Here is a 20,868-nt window from a genome sequence, read left to right as displayed (position 1 = left end):
AGGTGCTTGCAGGTTTTTCGCCGCCAGCGGCGGTAATCTCACTATAGAGAGGAAAGGAAAATGCTGACTATCGTCCTTAAGGACGAGACGCTTTCAACCTGCGGCCGCGCTCACGGCGGCGCGCCACTGCATCGCCCCCTGCGGGCTGCGCGGGTAGGCGCGCAGCGGTGCCAGCAGCGCGGAAAAAAAGGCGTAATAGCCGGCGCACAGCCGGTTGTAGCGATCTTCGCCCACATGCGCCGGGCAGCCGCCCTGGCAGACGCTTTTCACGCTGCAGCGTTGGCACTCGCGGCGCAGGCTCTTGTTTTTACCGAACGGCATCTCCGCCGCCCTTGCCGCCAGGGTGGCGAGCGGCGTGTGGCGATCGGCATGGCCGAGCAGGTGCTGCGCGTTGATCAGATGATCGCAGGCGTAAAGCCGCCCGTCCGGCTCCATCACCAGATTGCCGCCGCAGCGTTCGGCGTGTACGCAGCTGGGGCTAACGTGGGTGAAATACTGCGCGTAGACCTGCTCAATGTTCATCACGAAGACCTGGCCGACGTGCCCGCGGCTGCGCCAGCGGCGGTATACCGCCAGCATGAAGCGCCCCCAGTTGGCGGCGCTCAACCCATAGCCGGCGGTGGGCGCGTCCCCTTCCAGCATCAGCGGCTGGAACTGCAGATAGCGCGCCCCGATCGCCACCGCATGATCGTAGATCGCCTCGGCGCGATCCGCGACACCGTCGTGCACCACCATCAGCAGGTTGAAGTCGATCTGATAGCGCTGCAACAGCGCAATGCCGCGCAGCGCCGCGTCATAGCTGGCGCCGCCGCGCTTGTCCGGCCGGTGGGCGTCCTGCACCTCGCGGTCGCCGTCCAGGCTGACGCCGAGGATAAAGTGATGCTGCCGGAACAGCCGGCACCAGGCGTCGTTCAGCAGGGTACCGTTGGTCTGCAGGCTGTTGCTGATCCGCACGCCCGGCGGCGCGTAGCGGCGTTGCAACGCCAGCGCCCGCTTGTAAAAACCGATCCCCGCCAGCAGCGGCTCACCGCCCTGCCAGACGAAGTTGATCTCGCGGCTGTAACGCGGCTGGGCGGCGATATAGCCCCGGATAAATTCCGCCAGCAGGTCGTCGTCCATCTTGCGCGTCCGTTCTTCCTGGCGCTGCGGGTAGTAGCAGTAGCGGCAGCCCAGGTTGCAGCCGGCGCCGATCGGTTTCACCAGCAAATGAAAAGGCGCCGCCGCGCGCGGTTCGCTCTCTACCGGGATCTGCTGCGCGCGCAGCTGGGCCAGGTTCATGGCGCCGCCTGCGGCAACGGTTTGTGGGTCAGCGGATCCAGGCCGATGTAGTCGCCAGTGCTGGCGTCGACGCCGAGGTAGTCGATCGCTGCGCCTTTGGCTTCAATGACCATGCCCTGCTGCGCAAAGCGGCGATACGCCTCGCTCAGCCGTTTGACCCGCTCCGGGTCGGCGGCGGCCAGATCGCGCGTCTCCAGCGGATCGTCATGCAGGTTGAACAGCCCCCACGGCGCCATCTGCGCCGTCGGCCCGGCCTTCACCAACCGCCGCAGCTTCCAGATACCGTCCACATAGGCGGCCTGGTTATGCAGCTCCACGCCGTAGGTCGCGCGCGGCACGCCGTCGGCCTCGCCGCTGAAATAGCGCTTGAAGCTGACGCCGACCATCGGCAGCGTCGGTTTGGCCTTCAGCGGTTTATTGGCGTCGATGCCGGCATAGTCATACAGCGTCGGGGCGATGTCATACACCGCCATCGGCGTGCGGTCGATGCCGCCGCGCCCCTTCAGCCGCGGCGCGGAGATGATGAAATCGGTATTGATGCCGCCCTGCGCGCTGGTGGTTTTGTGGTAGTTGGCGTACGGCGCATTGCTGACGTTGGCCCAGTGCGGCCCGTAGGAAATGAACGATCCCTTGCGGCCGAGGTTGGCGTAGCTGTTGTCGAACTGCCGCCAATACTCCGGCTTCGAGCCGTAGTAGAAGCCGCTGGCCGGGTTGGCGCCGTTGTCGGTGGCGAACACAATCACCGTATTTTGGTCGCGGCCGGTCTGCTTGAGGGTATTCAGCACCGCGCCGACCTGATCGTCCATGTAAGCGATCATCGCCGCGTACACCTGCATGGTCTTGGCTTCATATTTTTGCTGCTCGGGCGTCAGCGCATTCCAGGCCTTATCCAGCGTCAGCGTCGGCATCGGCGTGCGGTCGGAAATCAACCCCAGCGCCTTCAGGCGCTGAATGCGCTGCTGATAGGCCTGCTGGTAACCGGCGTCGTATTTGCCGTCGAATTTGGCGATCCAGTCATCCGGCGCCTGCAGCGGATCGTGCGGCGCGGTAAACGCCAGATAGGCGAAGACGGGTTTGCTCTGCGGCGTATCGCGGATCCACTGTTCCAGCTGATCGGCATAGGCCTTGCTGGAATAGAAATCTTTGGGCAACGACACGCGTTTGCCGTTCAGGGTGTAGAAGGTATGGAACGCCTCCACGGTGCCCAGCGGTTTCGCGTCGTCGAAATGGCTGGTGCCGCCCCCCATAAAGGCGAAGGCGCGCTCGAAGCCGCGATCGGTCGGTTTGGCGCCGTCGACGTAGCCCAGGTGCCATTTGCCCGCCATCATGGTGGCGTAACCCGCGTCGCGAAAACGCTCCGGCAATGTGGTCACGCGGTCGGTCAGCCGCATTTCATAGCCCGGCTGCGCGGCGGTGCTCTCATACCACCACATGCCGCCCATGCCGGCCTGCTGGTTGGTGTTGCCGGTCATCAGCATCGACCGCGCCGGTGCCGACATCGGCGAGGTGTAGTACTGGCTCATACGCACGCCCCGTTCGGCCAGCTCCTGCAGGTTGGGCGTCGGTATCTCGCCGCCGAACGGGCTGATGTCGGAGTAGCCCATGTCGTCCACCAGAATGATCAGCACATTGGGGCGATCGGCGTCCGCCCCCTGCGCCAGGCCCGATAAGGCGCCGCTCAACGCCACCGCCAACGTTTTTTTCTGCATCGTTCGTTCCCCGTATGGTCATGCGGACTGAACAACCCGACGCCTCAGCCCGAGAAAGGTCATCATTTTTTCGTCTTATACGTTTGGCGCCGCCTGGCGCTATCTTCAATTCGCAGTGTAGGAAGCGGCGGAAAAGCCTGGCTATCGTTCTTAAGAACGAGGAACGGCTCCAGTCGTGCCGGTTGTAGCACGCGCAGGGCGGCGAAGGCTGCACCCGGGCAAACATTGAAAAGCGCTGTAAATTCAGCGGGAAAAGCGGTGAATTATTTCATTAACCTATTAATGAAAATCGCGATAAATCCGAACTGAAAAGCCCTGATTAACGCAGTGTCATCTTGTTATTTATGTGTTTTATTGCAATCGGCCTCACGTTGTTAATATGTTTTTATTGTGTTGCCAAATTGCTACAACTATGCTTGTATCGTTCATATATTGACCGCCAACCTTCTCCAGATTGAATGATAAAGGGAGGAACACGAATCATGCACAGCACCGCATCCGATGCCTTTATCAACAGTTGTTTGGCGACCATCACGCACCTGATCCCGGTGTCCGCCGGGGTGTTTTATCTGGTCGATCGCGACCTGCGGCCGGATCACTACATCCTGCACGGCATGCCCGATAAAACGCATCAGCAGTATCTGAACCACTTCCAGCAGATAGATCCGCTGCAGCCGGCCAATTTCCATCGCCAGGACATCACCATGGTCGGCATGAGCCCGGCGGCGATCGCCGGCAACCGCCGCTATTACCACGACTTTATGCTGCCGAACGACATGCGCGACATGACGGAGATCTTCATCCGCCAGCGCAAGCGCATCGTCGCCGGGGTATCGCTGATCCGCGATACGCCGTTTACCGAAGTGGAGCGCGGCCGCCTGCGCGCGGTGCTGCCGCTGATCGAGCTGGCGACGCGCGATCTGTTGCCCGACGGCGAGGCGCAGCTGCTGACCGCCAAAGAGCAAGAGATCGTCAACATGGTGCGCGAAGGCGCCAGCAATAAGCGCATCGCCCTGAAGCTGGGCATTTCGCTGTCCACGGTGAAAACCCATATGCGCAATATTTTCGCCAAAACCGACGTGGTGAACCGCACCGAACTGGTCGCCGGCGGCTTTCTCGCCCACGGTTAACGCCCGATAACGGCCGCCGCTGCCGACGGCCGGAAAATAACGCCAAAACGTATTCGCCATTTATGGCGCGGCCTCCCCCTGCCCGCAATCGGGCCGGGCGGGATATTTCATCGTCACTCAACGCTTGGGGAAAAGGTTTATGTCCAGTGATTCGGTTTCCGCGCCCGCCGTCGGCGCGGCGCTCCCCTGCCCGCCGCGGCTGCTGACCGCCATTATCGTCTTCGCCGCCATCGCGCCGGGCATTCTGATGACCGCCCCCGCCGTGGCCGCCCAGCTCGCCGCACAATGGCAGCTCGGCCCGGCGCAGATCGGCCACCTGTTCTCCACCGAACTCGGCGCCATGAGCCTGGCCACGCTGCCGGCGTGGTGGTGGATCGGGCGCATCAACTGGCGGCGGGTCGCTACGCTGTCGGCGCTGGTGTTTATCGTCGGCAACCTGGCTTCGGCGCTGGTGCAGGACTTTACCCTGCTGCTGCCGCTGCGCTTTATCGCCTCGCTGGCGGGCGGCACCCTGATGATCCTGTGCATCACCTGCGCCGCCGGCACCGCCAATCCCAGCCGAGTCTATGCCTTCTGGGTGCTCGGCCAACTGGTGCTGGGCGCGGTCGGGCTGCTGGTGCTACCGCCGCTGTTCGCGCACTTCGGCCTGATGGCGGTCTACCTGATTCTGGCGGCCATCATGCTGTGCTGCCTGCCGCTCATCCCGGCATTCCCCAACGGTTTCACCGCCGCCCGCGCCGCCCGCAGCGGCCCCGCCGCCTCGCTGGCGCGCAAGCTGTGCGCCGTGCTGGCGGTGCTGACCTTTTACATCAGCCTGAGCGCGGTCTGGACCTTTATCGGCGGCATCGCCGCCGGCACCGGGCTGTCGCCGGCCCACAGCGGCCAGGTGCTGGCCGTCGCCACCTTGCTCGGCATCGTCGGCGCGGGGGCCGCAGCGCTGATCGGCGCGCGCTTCGGCGGCGGACGCCTAATCGTGCTGGGGTACGCCCTGCTGCTGGCCAGCGTGGCGCTGCTGACGGGCCAGCCCCTGCTGCTGCGCTTCGCCCTGGCGGCCCTGCTGTTCAAGTTCACCTGGACCTTCGTGCTGCCGTTCATTCTGGCGCGGGTCGCCGGGCTGGATAACGACGGCAAGCTGATGAACGGCATCAACCTGGTGATCGGCGGCGGCATGGCCATCGGCCCCACGCTGGCCGGCTCTCTGATCGAATCTTTCGGCGGTTTCAACGCTTTGCTGTTCGGCGCGCTGGGCTGCGCGCTGCTGTCGCTGCTGTTGATTTCGCTGGCTTCACCGCGCGCACCGCGCCGTATAACAGGAGGAGAAAGGTGAAAAGAACAACCGGTTTCTTGTTTGATGAACGCTGTTTCTGGCACAGCACCGGCCTGCACGCCACCACCCTGCCGGTCGGCGGCTGGGTGCAACCGCCTTCGGGCGCCGGCCATGCCGAGTCGCCGGAAACCAAACGGCGCATGAAGAACCTGATGGACGTGTCCGGCCTGCCACGCCAGCTCACCCTGCTGAGCGCCGAACCGGCGACGGAAGAAGACCTGCTGCGCATTCACCCCGCCCACTACCTGCAGCGTTTCAAACAGGTGAGCGACAGCGGCGGCGGCCTGCTGGGAGAGGAAGCGCCGCTGGGGCCGGGCAGCTATGAAATCGCCAAGCTCTCCGCCGGGCTGGCCTGCGCGGCGGTGGAGGCGGTGCTGCAGGGCGAGCTGGATAACGCCTATGCGCTGTCGCGCCCACCGGGCCACCACTGCCTGCCGGATCAATCGATGGGCTTCTGCTTCCTGGCCAATATTCCCATCGCCATCGAGCGCGCCAAGGCCCGCCATGGCCTCGGCAAGGTGGCGGTGCTCGACTGGGACGTGCACCACGGCAACGGCACCCAGCACATCTATTGGCAGCGCGGCGACGTGCTGACGCTGTCGCTGCATCAGGACGGCTGCTTCCCGGCGGGCTATTCCGGCGAACGGGATCGCGGTGAAGGCGCCGGGGCGGGCTGCAACGTTAACGTGCCGATGCTGGCCGGCGCCGGCGACGACGGCTACCTGCACGCCATGCGGCGCATCATTATCCCGGCGCTGGAAAAATTCGAGCCGGAGCTGATCATCGTCGCCTGCGGCTACGACGCCAACGCCCTCGATCCGCTGGCGCGCATGCAGCTGCACAGCGACAGCTTCCGCGCCATGACCGCGCTGGTGCAGGACGCAGCCGACCGGCTGTGCGGCGGCAAGCTGGTGATGGTGCACGAAGGCGGCTATGCCGAATCCTACGTGCCGTTCTGCGGGCTGGCGGTGATGGAACAGCTGAGCGGCGTGCGCACTGAAGTGCAGGATCCGCTGCTGGCGTTTATCCAGCAACAGCAGCCGCGCGACGCCTTCAACCGCTTCCAGCGCGAAGCGCTCGACGAGCTGGCGCGCCAGTTCGGCCTGTAACCCCCTCTTTGCGGGCGCCGCACCCGGCGCCCCTGACAACCTCGCCACCAGCCGCTACGCTGAAGGGCAACCCTACCACCATGAGAACAATAAGATGCCCGAACAAACCGTCAGCTTTATCAAAGGCCGTCACGGCGACATCGCCGTGCACGACTGGGGAAACGACCAGCCGCGCTATCTGGCGCTGCTGATACACGGCTACGGCGAGCACCTCGGCCGTTATCAATACGTGGCGCGCACGCTGCAGGCACAGGGCGCACGGGTGTTCGGCCCCGACCACCTCGGCCACGGCCTGTCGCAGGGCGAACGCGTGCTGATCGAAGATTATGACGCCGTGGTCGACGACGTGCAGCGCGTGGTCAGCCATTTCCGGCAGCGATACCCCACCTTGCCGCTGGTGGTGATCGGCCACTCGATGGGCGGCATGATCGCCACCCGCTACGTGCAGCGCTACGGCGAGGAGGTGCGTGCGCTGGTGCTGTCCGGCCCGCTGCTTGGCGACAGAACGGCGATCTCCGATCTGGCCGAACTGCCGACGCTCCCCGACGCGCCGCTGGATACCGCCACCCTGGCGCGCGATCCGGCGGTCGGCGCGGCCTATCAGGAAGATCCGCTGGTGTGGCACGGGCCGTTCAAGCGCCCCACCCTGCGCGCCATGCAGCGGATCCTCGCCGCCATCAACGCCGGGCCGGGCTTCGGCGCGCTGCCCACGCTGTGGATCCACGGCGACGACGATCGGCTGGTGCTGATGAGCGAAACGCAAACCGCGCTCGATCATCTGCGCGGCGACGATTTCGAACGGATGATCAATGCGGGCGGGCGGCACGAGAGCTTTAACGAAACCAATAAGGATCAGATCCTCAAGCGGATGACCGATTTTATTGCGCGGGCGTTAGGCTAAGGCGCTCCCCCTCAGCGGGCCGAGGGGGGCATGACGGCGTCAGCCTTCGACGATGGCGAGGTAGTGTTTGACGAAGCGATCCGAGGTGATGTCCCAGCGCACCGGGGTGCCCTTCTCGACGAACCAGGAATCGCCGGCCTGATACTGCACCGATTCGCCGGTGCGTTCGTTGGTCAGGGTCGCGCTGCCTTCCCACACCGTGGCGTGCTCGGCGAACGGATACTCCATCACGAAGCTGCCGCGGGTGCAGCTGAACACGCCGCAGTTCAGGTTGTCGGTCGGTTCGCCGAAAATGCTGGCCACGCCGACGTTTGGCGTGCCGGCGATCACCGTGGCGCCCAGGTTGCTGACGCTGCCGATCTCCAGCAGTTCCGGCAGCGGTTGTTTAAGCAGTAACGGTTTCATGAGATTCTCCTCTGAGGGTTAACGGCGGCCTTTCCAGTAGCCGGATGTCTGGTGCCAAACCTTACCGGCGGTGGTCATCACCCGCCGCAGCTTGTCCTTGCCGAAGATGTTGACGTGCGGGATCGAGCTCATCAGATCGTAACGATCGGATCCTTCGCTCATGCCCTCCGCCAGCACCTTGCACACGATGTGGCTCGGCGTCACGCCGAAGCCGGAGTAGCCCTGTACGTAAAACACATTGTCGCGATCCGGCAGCGTGCCAATCTGCGGGAACAGGTTGGCGCTGCAGCACAGCGGGCCGCCCCAGGCCAGATCGATCTTCACGTCTTTCAGGTACGGGAACACCTTCAGCATCAGGTTGCGGTTCCAGGCCTTGAGATCCGACGGGAAATATTCGATCAGGCGGGTGGCGCTGCCGAACAGCAGCCGGTTTTCGTTGGTCACCCGGTAATAGTCGATCACCGGGCGGATGTCGCTGTAGGCGCCGCGGATCGGGCTGATCTGGCGGATCAGATCGTCAGACAGCGGCTCGGTGGCCAGCTGGAAGGCGTAGGTATTGATGGTCTTGCGGTAGATCTGCGGCTCCATACCGTTGAGGAAGCCGTTGCAGGCCCACAGCATCTTGTTGGCGCGCACCGAGCCCATGGCGGTGCGCACCGTGATGCGCGGCCCGTACTCCACGTTGAGCACGCTGCTGTTCTCGAAGATTTTCACCCCGTAGCCGCTCAGCGCCTTGGCCTCGCCCAGCAGCAGGTTGAGCGAATGCACGTGGCCACCGCCCATGTGTTTCAGCGCGCAGGTGTAAGCGTCGGAGCCCACCACTTGCTTCACCTCCGCGCCGGTGTAGAGCTCAATCTCCTCCTGCGGCGCTACCGCCTTGAACTCCTTCAGCCAGCCGCGCAGGGTCTTCTCCTGGCGCGCGTTGCTGCCGAGATAGCCGTAGCCGAAGCAGAAGTCGGCGTCGATGTCATATTTCTTGATGCGCTCGCGGATAATGCCGGCGCCGAGATTGCTGATTTTGAAGATGGTTTCCAGCCCGGCCGGGCCAACGTGGCGCTTGATCTTCTCCAGATCGTGGCCGATGCCGGCCATCACCTGGCCGCCGTTGCGCCCGGTGCCGCCGTAGCCCAGATAGCGGCCTTCGAGAATGGCGATGTTGGTGATGCCCTTCTCCGCCAGCTCCAGCGCGGTGTTGATGCCGGAGAAGCCGCCGCCGATGATCACCACGTCGACGTCCAGATCCTCTTCCAGCGTCGGGAAGCGCAGATCGTATTTTTTGGTCGCCGCGTAGTAGGTTAAGGACTCGATTTCGTTGTTCACTGCCGCACTCCCGATTGCCTATGCCATGACATCGGATTATCGGGAGCAGTGGATTAGTCCGCTATGTCCCCTTAGGGACATTCGCTACAAAAAATTAACATTCACGCGCTGCGGCGCTGAGGGGCGGTCAGCAACAGGCTGAACAGTTCGGCCTGCGAGCCGATGTTTAGCTTGCCGTAGATGTTCTTGCGGTGATTTTTTACCGTGCCGAGGCTGATGAACAGCCGGTCGGCAATCTGCTGCGAACCGCAGCCGGCGAGGATCAGATCGACGATCTCGCGCTCGCGCGGCGTCAGCAGATAACGCGCCTGCGCGCCATCGTCGTTCCCCGTGTCGGCCTCGGCCGGTGCCGCCACCACTTCGCCATGCAGCCGCGCCACGCTTTTCACCAGCGTCAGCGCGCTGCGCAGATCCGCCCGCTGCGGGTAGCGCACCGCCACCGTGCGGCGCGCCGAACCGAAGAACACCCCCAGCCCGCGCTCCGGCGTCAGCTGCAGCAGCACGCCGGCCTCATCGTGCCAGCCGGTCTTGCGATAAAAATTACGGTAATAGTCGCTGTGATAGAACCCGCAGGGCGCCAGCTGGCGCAGCGTGAGCACCTCGCCTTCGCCGCCGTCGTTCAGCGCGCGGTAAAACGGATCCTGCAGATAGGCGCCCTGTTGGTAGATCTGGTTAACCGCATCGCTGTTTTCCCGCTCGGTTTTGATCAGGCAGCGCGGCGGCCGGCCGCGTTCGAAGGCATAGACGATGGCGTTGTCGAAGGCGAAAAACCCTTCCAGCCAATTCAACAGGCTGGGATAAAAGCGCGGGCTGGCCACCGCATCGATCACCGCAGACAAGCGTTCAACCTGAATATCCATACCCGCCTCGCCATTATTAATACATTAACAACCTACCGATTTCGGATGGGGTTAGCCGCATGGCGGCCAGTACTGTTAAAAAAAGCATCCGGCGCGCCGAAATGCAAGAACACGATCGTTTACATGTTAAACAACTCACAAGTTGCCGCAGCGGGGAAAGCGGTGGCCGCTCCGCGCCCGCTGGCTTATGCTGTGGCATCGCGCCCTGCAACGCCGTCAAGGAGACCTCATGTCCGTCAGCCACATCATCGCCAACCGCCAGACCTGGTTCGGCCACGGCAGCATCCAGCAACTGCCGCCGCTGCTGCTTGCCGATCCGCAGCCGACGCTGCTGTTCAGCTGCCGATCTTTTCTCAACGGCCCGGTGTACGCCGGCCTGCGCGAATCGCTGACGCCGCTGCTCATCGGCACCGAGATCGTCAGCCACGAGGCGTCGCCGCAGGAAATAGACGCCTGGGTGGCGCGCTGGCGCGGCCAGGCACTGCGCGTGGTGGCCATCGGCGGCGGCAGCGTGCTGGATGCCGCCAAGGCGTTCTCCGCACTGGTGGAGCATCCGCTGCCGACGCTGCGCTATATGGAAAAAGTGGGCGACAGCAAAATCAGCGGCGCCACCCTGCCGCTGATCGCCATTCCTACCACCGCCGGCACCGGCAGCGAGGTGACGCAGAACGCGGTGATCACCGACACCCAGGTCAGCAAAGTGAAGGCCTCGCTGCGCCACAATAACTTCGTGCCGCACACCGCCATTCTCGATCCCCAGCTGCTGGCCGACGCGCCGGACAAGGTGCTGGCCTACTGCGCCATCGACGCCTTCACCCACCTGTTCGAGGCCTATCTGTCGAAAACCGCCGGCACCATGACGCGCGACATGTCGCTGAGCGGCATCCGCCACTTCCTTGCGGCCTGGCCGGCGCTCAACCGCAGCGACGCGGCGCGCGAAGCGATTATGCAAGCTTCGTACCTTGGGGGGCTGACGCTGAGCGCCGCCGGGCTGGGGGTGATCCACGGCATCGCCGGCGAGATCGGCGCGCTGCGCGACTACCACCACGGCCAGGTCTGCGGCCGCCTGCTGCTGCCGTTCCTTGCCCTGTTGGAAAGCAGCGAACAGCCGCAGCAACGCGCGCTGATGGCCGAGCTGGCCGCGCGCCTGTACCCGCACTGGCAGGGCAGCCCGGAGAGCTACCTGACCGATTTCATCACCCGCCACGCCATCGCGCCGTTCTGGCAGGACGATTTGCCGATTTCCGGCCAGGAACTGGCGGTGGCGCTGGAGAAATCCAACAGCAAGAATTCCTGGATCGACTATGCGCCGGCACAGCGGCAACGGATGATCGAAGAGGCGTTTCGCGTCGAATGATGATATCTACCCTAACTAAATAGTTGGAGCGGCATCCCGGCGGCAAGAGGTGGCTCGCCAGGAGCTTACTCAAGTCAGTGACTGGCGTACGCACTCGCAGCCAACACAGATGCAGTTTCAAGTATGACGGGTATAATCAGATCAACGCACTAGCAGGAGTTAAGGAAATGGGCATCATCGGCTGGATCTTCGCCGGCATCGCGGTCGGCATCCTGGTCGGCGCGCTGATCAAAATCTTCGGCAAGAAGAAAGAGCAGTAAGCGACTTTAAGCAGCATCAAATGCCTGCTCGACAATACCGTCTTTTCTCAACAAATAGCGGCGGTGTGTTCCCAGTTCGAGCAGGCAAAGCGCCCCACGGTTGGCGATATCAAACGCGCCATAATCCAGGTTGCACATATTGCCCAATTGGCGCGCACCTTCACCTGGCGTATGCCCGCACAGTACATAACCGACATTCATTATTGGCCCATCGTACTTGGCACGGTTACGCCGGCGCCCAAAAAGACAGCTATGCGTACTCACCGGGTCTCCAGATTGCAACCCTGTAAGGAACGTTTCGAGGCAATCTATTTCAGGAGGCACCTCAGCATGAATCACGCAATAATCGACTTGAGCGACGGTGAGTTTAATCACCCAAGGGAGCATCATGGCTAGCTGCTGGCAGCGGTACCGCATCGCATCGTCCAGTTCAAAAAACCAATCCCCGCCCATCATCTTCCATCTCTGAGCGATCTCACTTTGCCGCTGGCTCTCGGTCGCTTGCCTATAATCAAGCAGCACTTTCTCATGATTGCCCAACACAGAAAAAAACCAGGGCTGCTCAAGTAATGTCAGACACCCCAAACTGTTCGTGCCACGATCGATTAAGTCACCCACGGCGACCAGACGATCACGGCGTGTGTCGAACCCGACATGCTCAAGCAGCACACGTAACTCATCCAGGCAGCCGTGCAGATCGCCAACGGCAAAATCTCGTCCCTGTTCATTCTTGGCCAATTCGGTAATCATCCTTCCTCACCTGTCGAGTAATCACTTGCAGCACACCACTTTTGTTCATAGTATTAATTTGTTCACGACTCATGAACAAAAGGAGAGTATGAACAAATGTCTAAACCAGAAACCGAAGATGCGCTTTTGACCGCAGTAAGCGAAAATTTGCCGACCAACCTGCACCTGACGGTGAAACGCTCTTCGAACAATGAGGACTACGACGGTCTGGCAATCCTGACTGTCGGACGCGATCAAACCTTTGACTTCAAGATAGAGATAAAATCGATCCACCGGAAAGAAAATCTCTTTTTGCTGAAAAAAGCATGGCACGACGATGCAACAGACCAACGTCTGCTTATCTGCCCTCACCTGACCGCCGCTCAAGCCGAGATTTGTGAAGAACTGCGTCTCAATTTCATTGATGCCGCCGGTAATGCCAGCATCGTTACTAAAGGGCTGTTTCTGCGTATTTCCGGCAAAAAGCCGGTTAAATCCCTCACTAATAGTGATAATAGTGTAGCCAGGATCAGTGAAGGAACACTAAAACTACTGCTGGTGTTGTTAAACGACGAACAGGCGATCAATGCAACCTATCGCGAGCTCTCCGCCGCTGCGGGCATCTCACTGGGGATGGTCAGTAAGGCGTTCGAGTATCTGGAAAGTCAGCGCTATTACCGCAAATCGAAAAGCGGACGCAGATTATTGTCACCTGAATCGCTGACAGCACTTTGGCTGCGTGAATATGCAGTCATGATCCGACCAAAGTTAAAAAGGCTCAATCTGGTCGCGCCAACAAACTGGCAAGACCTGACGTTGAAGCCAAACGAGATTTGGGGAGGAGAAGCGGCCGCGGCGCTGCTAACCGAAGGTTATCTTTACCCCGAGACCTTGATGCTGTTTACCCACACCCCATTGCAGCAACGTAGAAAAGAGCTGGGTATGCTTCCTCAGCAACATGGCGGGCTGCAAATGACCGGTGCATTCTGGGGTGAGACGCTGAAACTCACCCTACGTTCTCAGGCCATGCTCAGCATCGCTGAATTACTCGCCAGCCGAGATAGCCGTAATCTCGAAGTCGCCAGGATGATAAATGACAAATACCTTGGTCTTACAGATAGCGCTCTCTTCAGAGACTGAAAAGCTGCTCACGCAAATTGTCACCGTTTGCGCGCAGCAAAATGTGGCTTTCTTCGTTGCGGGCGCAACGGCACGCGAAGTGCTAATACACCATATCCATGGCCGAAGGCCCGGGCGCAGAACCAGCGACATTGATATCGCCATCTTTGTCGATGATTGGTCGTCGTTTACGGAACTGCAGGCGGCTTTCATCGCCGAAGGCGCAACAACCACAAAAGGCAACCCGCACCATTTGATCTGGGCGGAAAACCACTTGGATATCATTCCGTTCGGCGGCGTAGCGGAAGAGAATAAAATCGCCTGGCCTCCCGACCGAGCGATAGTCATGAATGTCGACGGCTTCCGGGAAGCCTTTGAGCATACGGTCGTCGTGCGCTTGTTTAACGGTGCTGAACTGCCGTTTTGCTCTTTACCGGGATTAGCCATGCTAAAAATTTTCGCCTGGCAAGCCCGCGGACATGGGAACGGGAAGGACGCCATCGACCTTTTCACCATCATTAGCGAATATGGCAACATTGAAGAAGAACGCATTTGGGACGCCCCGCTTGAAGAGGATGACCTGGACGCGGATCTGGAGAGAATGGGTGCATTTCTGCTTGGTCTCGATATTGCCGCACTTCTGCAACAAAGTTCACACGGCATTACTGCCGCTCAATTATTGTCGCTGCAAAGCCATAAAATTGTCGATGCGATTGTCTCCTCAAATACCCGGGAAACCCCAGATCGCATTGAACAACTGGTCGAGGATTTTTGGCGCGGCATCGCGTTCAGAGAATAATCCTCATTCCATTCCGTGGGCCGCCAGCAGGCACTCATGGAACAGCTTCACCACCCGCTGCGGCACCGGCGAGCGGCGCAGCACGCTGGAGTATTCGCAGTGATAGCGGAACAGCGCCGGTTTGATCGCCCGCATCATATTCTGCGCCACGAAAAACGCCGCGTAGTGATCCGGCAAAAAGCCGACGTATTTGCCGGACAGGATCAGCGTGGCGATCGACTCCTGCGCGAACCCCGTCGCTTTGCGATGCAAATGTTGCTGCAGGCTCAGTTCCATATTCGGCGAATGGTAGCCTAATCCGGCGAAGGCATAATTGTGCAGCAGATCCCAATTTAATGTTTCATGGGGGGCGGAAAATAATTCATGCTGCGCGCCGCAATATAAGAACATCCTCTCACTGAATAACGAATGATAAGATAAACTTTCCGCGCTGCGGTGCATGGGAATAACGCCAACCTGAAATTGCCCGTCAATGACGCCGCGTTCAATGGTATTAATCGGCTCCACGTACATTTGCAAAGAAACCTCCGGCGCACGCTCGCTGAATAACGCGATGGCCCGGCCGATCTGCGCCTGCGGATTGCTGACCGTATGATCGAATATTGCCACGTGCAGCTGCCCGCCCATGCGCTGGTGCACCTCGTCCACCCCGCGCCGGAACGCCTCGGTGGCCGCCAGCAGGTTGACCGTTTCCTGGTAGATAAGCAGCCCCTCGTCGGTGACCGCAAAGCCCTCGCGCCCGCGCTGGCACAGCGTCAGGCCCAGCCGCTGCTCCAGATCCTTGATGTGCTTGCTGATGGTCGACAGGCTGATGTTCAGCTCCAGTTCGGCGGCGCTCATGCCGCCGCAGTCGACCACGGCCTTGAATACCCGCAGCAAACGCAGATCCATATCCGACAATTGCCCTAACAGCGCGCGCTTTTTTACTTGCATAAAACCTTAAGTAAGTTTCGACATATGATTATTCACAGTAGAGAACAAGCGGTACATAGTCAATTTCGCACAACAATCCGTTAACAACTCGGTTTATTTCATTAATCGCTCTTATTTTCCTGTTCGGAGGAAAACATGGCCGCTGAAAATCACCCGCTAAATAGTCTCGATGCCGAAGGGTTAGAGGCCCATTGGATGCCTTTTACCGGTAACCGTAATTTTAAAGCGCAGCCGCGCATCATTACTCAAGCCGCGGGGGCGTATTACACCAGCCATGACGGCAGAAAGATTTTCGACGGCCTGTCCGGATTATGGTGTTGCGGATTGGGGCACGGCCGGCAGGAAATCACCGACGCCGCCCAGCGCCAGCTGGCGACGCTGGATTACTCGCCGGCGTTTCAGTTCGGCCACCCGCTGTCGTTCGAACTGGCCAACAAGATCAAGGCACTGACGCCGGCGGGGCTGGATTACGTGTTCTTCACCGGCTCCGGATCGGAAGCGGCGGACACCTCGCTGAAAATGGCGCGCGCTTACTGGCGCGCCAAAGGCCAGGCGGGCAAAACCTGCTTTATCGGCCGGGAAAAGGGCTATCACGGCGTTAACTTCGGCGGTATCTCGGTCGGCGGCATTGCCGGCAACCGCAAGACGTTCGGCGCCGGCGCCGAAGCGGACCACCTGCCGCACACCCTGCTGGCCGGCAACGCCTTTTCGCGCGGCATGCCGCAACAGGGGGCAGAGCTGGCGGAAGAGCTCAACCGCATCATCGCGCTGCGCGACGCCTCAACGATCGCCGCGGTGATCGTCGAACCCTTCTCCGGCTCCGCCGGGGTGATCGTGCCGCCGGTCGGCTACCTGCAGCGCCTGCGCGAAATCTGCACCCAGCATGACATCCTGCTGATCTTCGACGAAGTGATCACCGCCTTCGGCCGCTGCGGCGCGATGACCGGCGCCGAGGCGTTCGGCGTCACGCCGGACATCATGAACATCGCCAAACAGGTGACCAACGGCGCGCAGCCGATGGGCGCGGTGGTGGTGCGGCCGGAGATCTACCACACCTTCATGAACGGCGGCGAGCCGGACTACCAGCTCGAATTCCCGCACGGCTACACCTACTCCGCCCACCCGGTCAGCTGCGCGGTCGCGCTGGCGACGCTGGACATCCTGCAGCGCGAACAGATGGTGGAGCGCGTACAGGCGCTGGCGCCCTACTTCGAGCGCGCGGTACACAGCCTGCAAGGAGCCAAACACGTCGCCGACATTCGCAACATCGGCCTGGCGGCCGGCATTACGCTGGCGGCACGGCCGGGCGAACCGGCGCGGCGCCCCTTCGAGGCGGCGATGCGCTGCTGGGAAAGCGGATTTTACGTGCGCTACGGCGGCGACACCCTGCAGCTGGCGCCGCCGTTCATCAGCAGCGAAGCGCAGATCGATGCGCTGATCAACGCCGTGGGCGACGCCCTCAACGCCACCGAATAAGGAGAGAACCATGACCATTACCCATTGGATCAACGGCGAGCCCGCCGCCGGCGGCGAACGCAGCCAGCCGGTTTACGACCCGGCCACCGGCCAATCGGCGCAGGAGGTGCAGCTGGCCGACCGCGCCACGGTGGAGCGCGCCATCGCCGCCGCCGAACAGGCCTATCCCGCCTGGCGCGACACCCCGCCGCTGAAGCGCGCGCGCATCATGATGAAGCTCAAGGATCTGCTGGAGCAGCACGCCGACGCCATCTGCCAACTGATCACCGCCGAGCACGGCAAGGTGCTCAGCGACGCCCTGGGCGAACTGCAGCGCGGCATCGAGAATATCGAATATGCCGGCTATGTGCCGGAACTGCTGAAGGGCGAACACAGCAAAGAGGCCGGCCCGGGCATCGACAGCTGGAGCGAGTTTCAGCCGCTGGGGGTGGTGGCGGGCATCACGCCGTTCAACTTCCCGGCGATGGTGCCGCTGTGGATGTGGCCGATGGCGGTGGCGTGCGGCAACACTTTCGTGCTGAAGCCTTCCGAGCGCGTGCCTTCCGCCGCGCTGTATATCGCGCGGCTGGCGGCGGAAGCCGGGCTGCCGCCGGGGGTGCTCAACGTGGTCAACGGCGATCGCGAAGCGGTGGAGACGCTGCTGCATGACGGGCGCGTCAAAGCGATCAGCTTCGTCGGTTCGACGCCGGTGGCAGAACACATCTATCACACCGGCTGTGGGCAGAACAAACGGGTGCAGGCGTTGGGCGGCGCCAAGAACCACGCGGTGGTGCTGCCGGACGCCGATATCCCCGGCGCGGTCGGCGCGCTGATGGGCGCCGCCTTCGGCTCCTGCGGCCAGCGTTGCATGGCCATCCCGCTGGTGGTGGCGGTGGGCAACGGCACCGCCGAAGCGCTGATCGCCGGGTTGCGGCAACAGATGGCCGCCATGCGCGTCGGCCCCGGCAGCGACAACCGCAACGACATGGGGCCGCTGGTGACCCAACAGCATTATCAGAAGGTAAAAGGCTATATCGATCAGGGCGTAGCCGAAGGCGCCGAGCTGCTGGTGGACGGCCGCGAGCTGAGCGTGATCGGCGCAGACGGCCGCCCCAGCCAAGGGTATTTCCTCGGCCCGACGCTGTTCGATCGCGTGACGCCCGGCATGCGCATCTATCAGGAAGAGATCTTCGGCCCGGTGCTCGGCGTGGTGCGCGCGGCTTCGCTGCCGGAGGCGATGGCCTTGATCGACGCCCACGAATACGGCAACGGCACCTGTCTGTTCACCCGCGACGGAGAAGCGGCGCGCTACTTCTCCAGCCGCATTCAGGTCGGCATGGTGGGGATCAACGTGGCGCTGCCGGTACCGGTGGCCTACCACTCGTTCGGCGGCTGGAAGCGCTCGCTGTTCGGCGATCTGCACGCCTACGGCCCGGATGCCGTCAGGTTCTACACCAAACGCAAGACCGTGACCCAGCGCTGGCCGGCCTCCGGCGATGCCCGGCGCACCAGCTTCAGCTTCCCGTCGGGACAGGGGTAACACATAAGAACAATAAACTTCCGGGGAGCAACGCTCCCCGGCATTTCCGCGCGCTCCATTTGATTCCTGCGTACAGCCTGTGCAGCAAAACAATAATTCACTCACACGTTAATGGAGTCGTTATCCCATGAAAGAGTCCGCCCCTGAACACACCTTCAAAGGCAATCTCAGCGTCCTCGACGTGGTGATGATCACCGCGTCCGGCGTGACGCCGGCCAGTTCGATTTTCGTCATCGCCCCGCTGGCGATCGCCAGCGCCGGCAGCGGCGCCTTTCTGTCGTTTCTGATCGCCGCCTGCGTCGCCGCCGCCATCGCGCTGTGCTATGCCGAGCTCGGCGCCGCACACCCCAGCGCCGGCGGTGAGTACAGCATCATCAAGCGCCTGTTCGGCACCCTGTGCGGGTTGCAGACCTACCTGTTTATCCTCAGCGCCTCACTGTTCGTGCCGGCGGTGCTGGCCACCGGCGCGGTGCCCTACCTGAACACCGCGCTGGGCACCCAGTTCGACGCCTCGACCGCCGGCATGCTCACCGTGCTGGTCGGCGGCATCTGCGCCATTTTCAACATCAAGGCCAACGCCCTGCTGACCGGCGCCTTTCTGGTGGTGGAAGTGGCGGTGCTGGCGCTGATCGCCTGGCTCGGCTTCAGCCACCCGCATCAGAGCACGGAGATCCTCACCGCGCCGGTGATGCTGGACGCGCAGGGCAGCCTGGCCCCGGTGTCGCTGCCGCTGATCGTCGCCATGGTCGGGGTCGCGCTGTTCTCCTACAACGGCTACGGTGCGGCGGTGTACATGGCGGAAGACATGCGCGAACAGGGCAGGCCGATGGCGATCGCGATCATGCTGACGCTGGTCATCGTGGTGCTGGTGGAACTGGTGCCGTTCACCGCCCTGCTGATCGGTTCGCCGTCGCTGACCGAGATGGCCAAACAGGCCGATCCGGTCGGCTATGTGGTCACCCAGCTCGGCGGCCCGACGCTGGCTCGGGTGGTAAGCGGCGCGATTTATCTGTCGGTGTTCAACGCCATCATCGCCATCGTGGCGCAGTTCAGCCGCATGATGTTCGCCAGCGGGCGCGACGGCTTCTGGCTGCCGACGTTTAACCGGGCGCTGAAAATCATCCACCCGCGCTTCGGCACCCCCTGGATCGCCACCCTGCTGTTCGGCGTGCCGTCGGCGCTGCTGGCGTTTTGCTCCGATCTCGAATCGCTGACCTCGTTCACCGTGATCCTGCTGCTGCTGGTGTACATCATCATGGCGGTGGCGGCGCTGATCAGCCGCCGTCGCCGCCACTTCCACCACCCGTACCTGATGCCGCTGTGGCCGCTGCCGGTGGTGGTGGCGCTGCTGTGCTGCCTGTACGTGCTGTGGACGATTTTGATCGCCAGCAGCCTGAAAGACTTTATTATCATTGCCGGCATTATCGGCTTCGGGCTGGCGCTGAACCATCTGCGCGGCCGCCAGACGGCGCCCCTCGCCGCCCCCTCAATAGAAGGAGAATAACCATGACGCAGCGCGCTCAGGATCTGGGCATTATCATCGGACAGGGCACGCCCGGCCCGCTGAACGCCATCACCGACGTGCCCGGCGTGCGCGTTGGCCATGCCAGCATTCATGCCGATTTGGCGGACGGGCGCAGCGTGCGCACCGGCGTGACGGTGATCGAACCGCGCCCCGGCTCCGCCCGCCACGCCCCCTGCTTTGCCGGCGTGCACGTGCTGAACGGCAACGGCGACGCCACCGGCCTGGAATGGGTGCGCGAAGCGGGCCTGCTGACCAGCCCGATCGCCTTCACCAACACCCACAGCGTGGGCGTGGTGCGCGATGCGTTGATCGCGCTGGAGCGTGAAACGCTGCCCACGGGCGACAACGCGGTGTATTGGAATATGCCGGTGGTGATGGAAACCTTCGACGGCCTGCTCAACGACATCAACGGCTTTCACGTCAAGGCCGAGCACGTGCGCCAGGCGCAGCAGGCGGCCCGGGGCGGCTTGCCGCAGGAAGGCGCGATCGGCGGCGGCAGCGGCATGATCTGCCATGAATTCAAAGGCGGCAGCGGCACCGCGTCGCGCCGCTTGCCCGCCGTTCAGGGCGGCTGGACGGTGGGCGCCATCGTGCAGGCCAACCACGGCAAGCGCGAATCATTGCTGGTCGGCGGTTACCCGGTAGGCCGGCATCTGGGGCATCTCCCCTCGCCGTTCACGCCGCAGTTGCCGCATCCCGGCATGGGCTCCATCGTGGTGGCGCTGGCGACCGACGCGCCGCTGCTGCCGCACCAGTGTGCGCGGCTGGCGCAGCGCGCCAGCATCGGCATCGCCCGCACCGGCGGCGGCACCGAGGACTCGAGCGGCGACATTTTCATCGCCTTCGCCACCGGCAATGACGGCCTGCCGCCCGCCGACTACGCCAATAAAGGCGCCTTCACCACGCCGCTACGCATGGTGAACAACGACTACATTTCGGCGCTGTTCGCCGCAGCAGCGGAAGCGGTGGAGGAAGCGATCGTGAATGCGCTGCTGGCGGCCAATACCGTCAGCGGCAACGGCCACCGGGCGGAAGGGTTGAGCGCCAAGCAGCTGGTGACGGCGCTGGAGAAGGCTGGCTGGCGACGGTAAAAACACAGGGCGCGGGGATTA

At 62.4% G+C, this 20,868-nt stretch carries 18 protein-coding genes; 11 read left to right on the top strand and 7 right to left on the bottom strand.

Going from position 1 to position 20,868, the window contains the following annotated elements:
• Positions 1 to 93 precede the first annotated feature (93 nt).
• Positions 94 to 1,278, bottom strand: coding sequence for an anaerobic sulfatase maturase (locus V8N38_RS02630; RefSeq protein WP_089186817.1), 1,185 nt, complete (start codon positions 1,276 to 1,278; stop codon positions 94 to 96).
• Complete coding sequence (locus tag V8N38_RS02625; RefSeq protein ID WP_147839709.1) at positions 1,275 to 2,987, bottom strand: arylsulfatase; 1,713 nt, start codon at positions 2,985 to 2,987, stop codon at positions 1,275 to 1,277. Before V8N38_RS02625 ends, V8N38_RS02630 begins: the two co-directional genes overlap by 4 nt.
• A 482-nt stretch (positions 2,988 to 3,469) precedes the next feature.
• Here V8N38_RS02625 and V8N38_RS02620 point away from each other — a divergent pair, with 482 nt between their 5' ends.
• From V8N38_RS02620 to V8N38_RS02605, 4 genes are all read left to right on the top strand, one after another.
• Positions 3,470 to 4,117, top strand: coding sequence for a helix-turn-helix transcriptional regulator (locus tag V8N38_RS02620; RefSeq protein WP_038878402.1), 648 nt, complete (start codon positions 3,470 to 3,472; stop codon positions 4,115 to 4,117).
• Between the two features lie 139 nt (positions 4,118 to 4,256).
• Positions 4,257 to 5,444 (top strand): MFS transporter, encoded by a 1,188-nt coding sequence (locus tag V8N38_RS02615; protein ID WP_147839708.1) that lies wholly within the window; start codon positions 4,257 to 4,259, stop codon positions 5,442 to 5,444.
• Positions 5,441 to 6,553: a class II histone deacetylase gene (locus V8N38_RS02610; protein WP_147839707.1), complete on the top strand. Its 1,113-nt coding sequence runs from the start codon at positions 5,441 to 5,443 to the stop codon at positions 6,551 to 6,553. The genes V8N38_RS02615 and V8N38_RS02610 overlap by 4 nt, the downstream gene beginning before the upstream one ends.
• A 94-nt stretch (positions 6,554 to 6,647) precedes the next feature.
• Positions 6,648 to 7,454 carry an alpha/beta hydrolase gene (locus V8N38_RS02605; protein WP_147839706.1) on the top strand — a complete coding sequence of 269 codons (807 nt, stop codon included), beginning with the start codon at positions 6,648 to 6,650 and terminating at the stop codon, positions 7,452 to 7,454.
• Between the two features lie 39 nt (positions 7,455 to 7,493).
• Here V8N38_RS02605 and V8N38_RS02600 read toward each other — a convergent pair whose 3' ends face one another.
• From V8N38_RS02600 to V8N38_RS02590, 3 genes are all read right to left on the bottom strand, one after another.
• Positions 7,494 to 7,859: a cupin domain-containing protein gene (locus V8N38_RS02600; RefSeq protein ID WP_015376517.1), complete on the bottom strand. Its 366-nt coding sequence runs from the start codon at positions 7,857 to 7,859 to the stop codon at positions 7,494 to 7,496.
• Positions 7,860 to 7,877: 18 nt separating this feature from the next.
• Positions 7,878 to 9,179 carry an NAD(P)/FAD-dependent oxidoreductase gene (locus tag V8N38_RS02595; protein WP_033636959.1) on the bottom strand — a complete coding sequence of 434 codons (1,302 nt, stop codon included), beginning with the start codon at positions 9,177 to 9,179 and terminating at the stop codon, positions 7,878 to 7,880.
• A gap of 101 nt (positions 9,180 to 9,280) precedes the next feature.
• The gene (locus V8N38_RS02590) at positions 9,281 to 10,039 is read right to left on the bottom strand and encodes a helix-turn-helix transcriptional regulator (protein ID WP_047729076.1); all 759 of its coding nucleotides are present in this window, start codon (positions 10,037 to 10,039) and stop codon (positions 9,281 to 9,283) included.
• Between the two features lie 229 nt (positions 10,040 to 10,268).
• On the opposite strand from V8N38_RS02590, the gene V8N38_RS02585 reads away from it, so the two are divergent.
• A complete protein-coding gene (locus V8N38_RS02585) occupies positions 10,269 to 11,396 on the top strand; it encodes an iron-containing alcohol dehydrogenase (protein ID WP_147839705.1) in 1,128 nt (375 codons plus the stop codon).
• A gap of 266 nt (positions 11,397 to 11,662) precedes the next feature.
• Here the strand turns inward: V8N38_RS02585 and V8N38_RS02580 are convergent, their stop codons facing one another.
• The gene (locus V8N38_RS02580; protein ID WP_087762965.1) at positions 11,663 to 12,406 is read right to left on the bottom strand and encodes a metallophosphoesterase; all 744 of its coding nucleotides are present in this window, start codon (positions 12,404 to 12,406) and stop codon (positions 11,663 to 11,665) included.
• A gap of 96 nt (positions 12,407 to 12,502) precedes the next feature.
• Here V8N38_RS02580 and V8N38_RS02575 point away from each other — a divergent pair, with 96 nt between their 5' ends.
• Together V8N38_RS02575 and V8N38_RS02570 are read left to right on the top strand one after the other, a co-directional pair.
• Positions 12,503 to 13,525, top strand: coding sequence for a type IV toxin-antitoxin system AbiEi family antitoxin (locus V8N38_RS02575; RefSeq protein ID WP_141957881.1), 1,023 nt, complete (start codon positions 12,503 to 12,505; stop codon positions 13,523 to 13,525).
• The gene (locus tag V8N38_RS02570; protein ID WP_060440824.1) at positions 13,479 to 14,303 is read left to right on the top strand and encodes a nucleotidyl transferase AbiEii/AbiGii toxin family protein; all 825 of its coding nucleotides are present in this window, start codon (positions 13,479 to 13,481) and stop codon (positions 14,301 to 14,303) included. The genes V8N38_RS02575 and V8N38_RS02570 overlap by 47 nt, the downstream gene beginning before the upstream one ends.
• Positions 14,304 to 14,306: 3 nt before the next feature.
• Here V8N38_RS02570 and V8N38_RS02565 read toward each other — a convergent pair whose 3' ends face one another.
• Positions 14,307 to 15,236 carry a LysR family transcriptional regulator gene (locus V8N38_RS02565; RefSeq protein ID WP_060440825.1) on the bottom strand — a complete coding sequence of 310 codons (930 nt, stop codon included), beginning with the start codon at positions 15,234 to 15,236 and terminating at the stop codon, positions 14,307 to 14,309.
• Between the two features lie 135 nt (positions 15,237 to 15,371).
• Between V8N38_RS02565 and V8N38_RS02560 the strand changes: the two genes are divergently transcribed.
• The 4 genes from V8N38_RS02560 to V8N38_RS02545 all read left to right on the top strand — a co-directional run bounded on the left by V8N38_RS02560 (position 15,372) and on the right by V8N38_RS02545 (position 20,847).
• Positions 15,372 to 16,712, top strand: coding sequence for an aspartate aminotransferase family protein (locus tag V8N38_RS02560; protein WP_047729079.1), 1,341 nt, complete (start codon positions 15,372 to 15,374; stop codon positions 16,710 to 16,712).
• 10 nt (positions 16,713 to 16,722) lie between these two features.
• Positions 16,723 to 18,231: a CoA-acylating methylmalonate-semialdehyde dehydrogenase gene (locus tag V8N38_RS02555; RefSeq protein ID WP_147839704.1), complete on the top strand. Its 1,509-nt coding sequence runs from the start codon at positions 16,723 to 16,725 to the stop codon at positions 18,229 to 18,231.
• A 127-nt stretch (positions 18,232 to 18,358) separates the two neighbouring features.
• On the top strand, positions 18,359 to 19,735 hold the full coding sequence (locus tag V8N38_RS02550; protein WP_060440827.1) for an APC family permease: 1,377 nt from the start codon (positions 18,359 to 18,361) through the stop codon (positions 19,733 to 19,735).
• A 2-nt stretch (positions 19,736 to 19,737) separates the two neighbouring features.
• Positions 19,738 to 20,847 (top strand): P1 family peptidase, encoded by a 1,110-nt coding sequence (locus tag V8N38_RS02545; RefSeq protein ID WP_087762969.1) that lies wholly within the window; start codon positions 19,738 to 19,740, stop codon positions 20,845 to 20,847.
• The last annotated feature ends 21 nt before the right edge of the window (positions 20,848 to 20,868 follow it).

The sequence above is a fragment of the Serratia nevei genome, from assembly GCF_037948395.1.
GTDB lineage: Bacteria > Pseudomonadota > Gammaproteobacteria > Enterobacterales > Enterobacteriaceae > Serratia > Serratia nevei.
The sequence above is the reverse complement of the archived record's forward strand: the minus strand, read 5'-3'. Positions and strand labels throughout refer to the sequence as shown.

Bases quoted from the DNA above. Each gene is read 5' to 3' on its own strand.
- V8N38_RS02630 (WP_089186817.1), bottom strand. From the start codon at position 1,278: ATGAACCTGGCCCAGCTGCGCGCGCAGCAGATCCCGGTAGAGAGCGAA.
- V8N38_RS02625 (WP_147839709.1), bottom strand. From the start codon at position 2,987: ATGCAGAAAAAAACGTTGGCGGTGGCGTTGAGCGGCGCCTTATCGGGC.
- V8N38_RS02620 (WP_038878402.1), top strand. From the start codon at position 3,470: ATGCACAGCACCGCATCCGATGCCTTTATCAACAGTTGTTTGGCGACC.
- V8N38_RS02615 (WP_147839708.1), top strand. From the start codon at position 4,257: ATGTCCAGTGATTCGGTTTCCGCGCCCGCCGTCGGCGCGGCGCTCCCC.
- V8N38_RS02605 (WP_147839706.1), top strand. From the start codon at position 6,648: ATGCCCGAACAAACCGTCAGCTTTATCAAAGGCCGTCACGGCGACATC.
- V8N38_RS02600 (WP_015376517.1), bottom strand. From the start codon at position 7,859: ATGAAACCGTTACTGCTTAAACAACCGCTGCCGGAACTGCTGGAGATC.
- V8N38_RS02590 (WP_047729076.1), bottom strand. From the start codon at position 10,039: ATGGATATTCAGGTTGAACGCTTGTCTGCGGTGATCGATGCGGTGGCC.
- V8N38_RS02585 (WP_147839705.1), top strand. From the start codon at position 10,269: ATGTCCGTCAGCCACATCATCGCCAACCGCCAGACCTGGTTCGGCCAC.
- V8N38_RS02580 (WP_087762965.1), bottom strand. From the start codon at position 12,406: ATGATTACCGAATTGGCCAAGAATGAACAGGGACGAGATTTTGCCGTT.
- V8N38_RS02575 (WP_141957881.1), top strand. From the start codon at position 12,503: ATGTCTAAACCAGAAACCGAAGATGCGCTTTTGACCGCAGTAAGCGAA.
- V8N38_RS02570 (WP_060440824.1), top strand. From the start codon at position 13,479: ATGACAAATACCTTGGTCTTACAGATAGCGCTCTCTTCAGAGACTGAA.
- V8N38_RS02565 (WP_060440825.1), bottom strand. From the start codon at position 15,236: ATGCAAGTAAAAAAGCGCGCGCTGTTAGGGCAATTGTCGGATATGGAT.
- V8N38_RS02560 (WP_047729079.1), top strand. From the start codon at position 15,372: ATGGCCGCTGAAAATCACCCGCTAAATAGTCTCGATGCCGAAGGGTTA.
- V8N38_RS02555 (WP_147839704.1), top strand. From the start codon at position 16,723: ATGACCATTACCCATTGGATCAACGGCGAGCCCGCCGCCGGCGGCGAA.
- V8N38_RS02550 (WP_060440827.1), top strand. From the start codon at position 18,359: ATGAAAGAGTCCGCCCCTGAACACACCTTCAAAGGCAATCTCAGCGTC.
- V8N38_RS02545 (WP_087762969.1), top strand. From the start codon at position 19,738: ATGACGCAGCGCGCTCAGGATCTGGGCATTATCATCGGACAGGGCACG.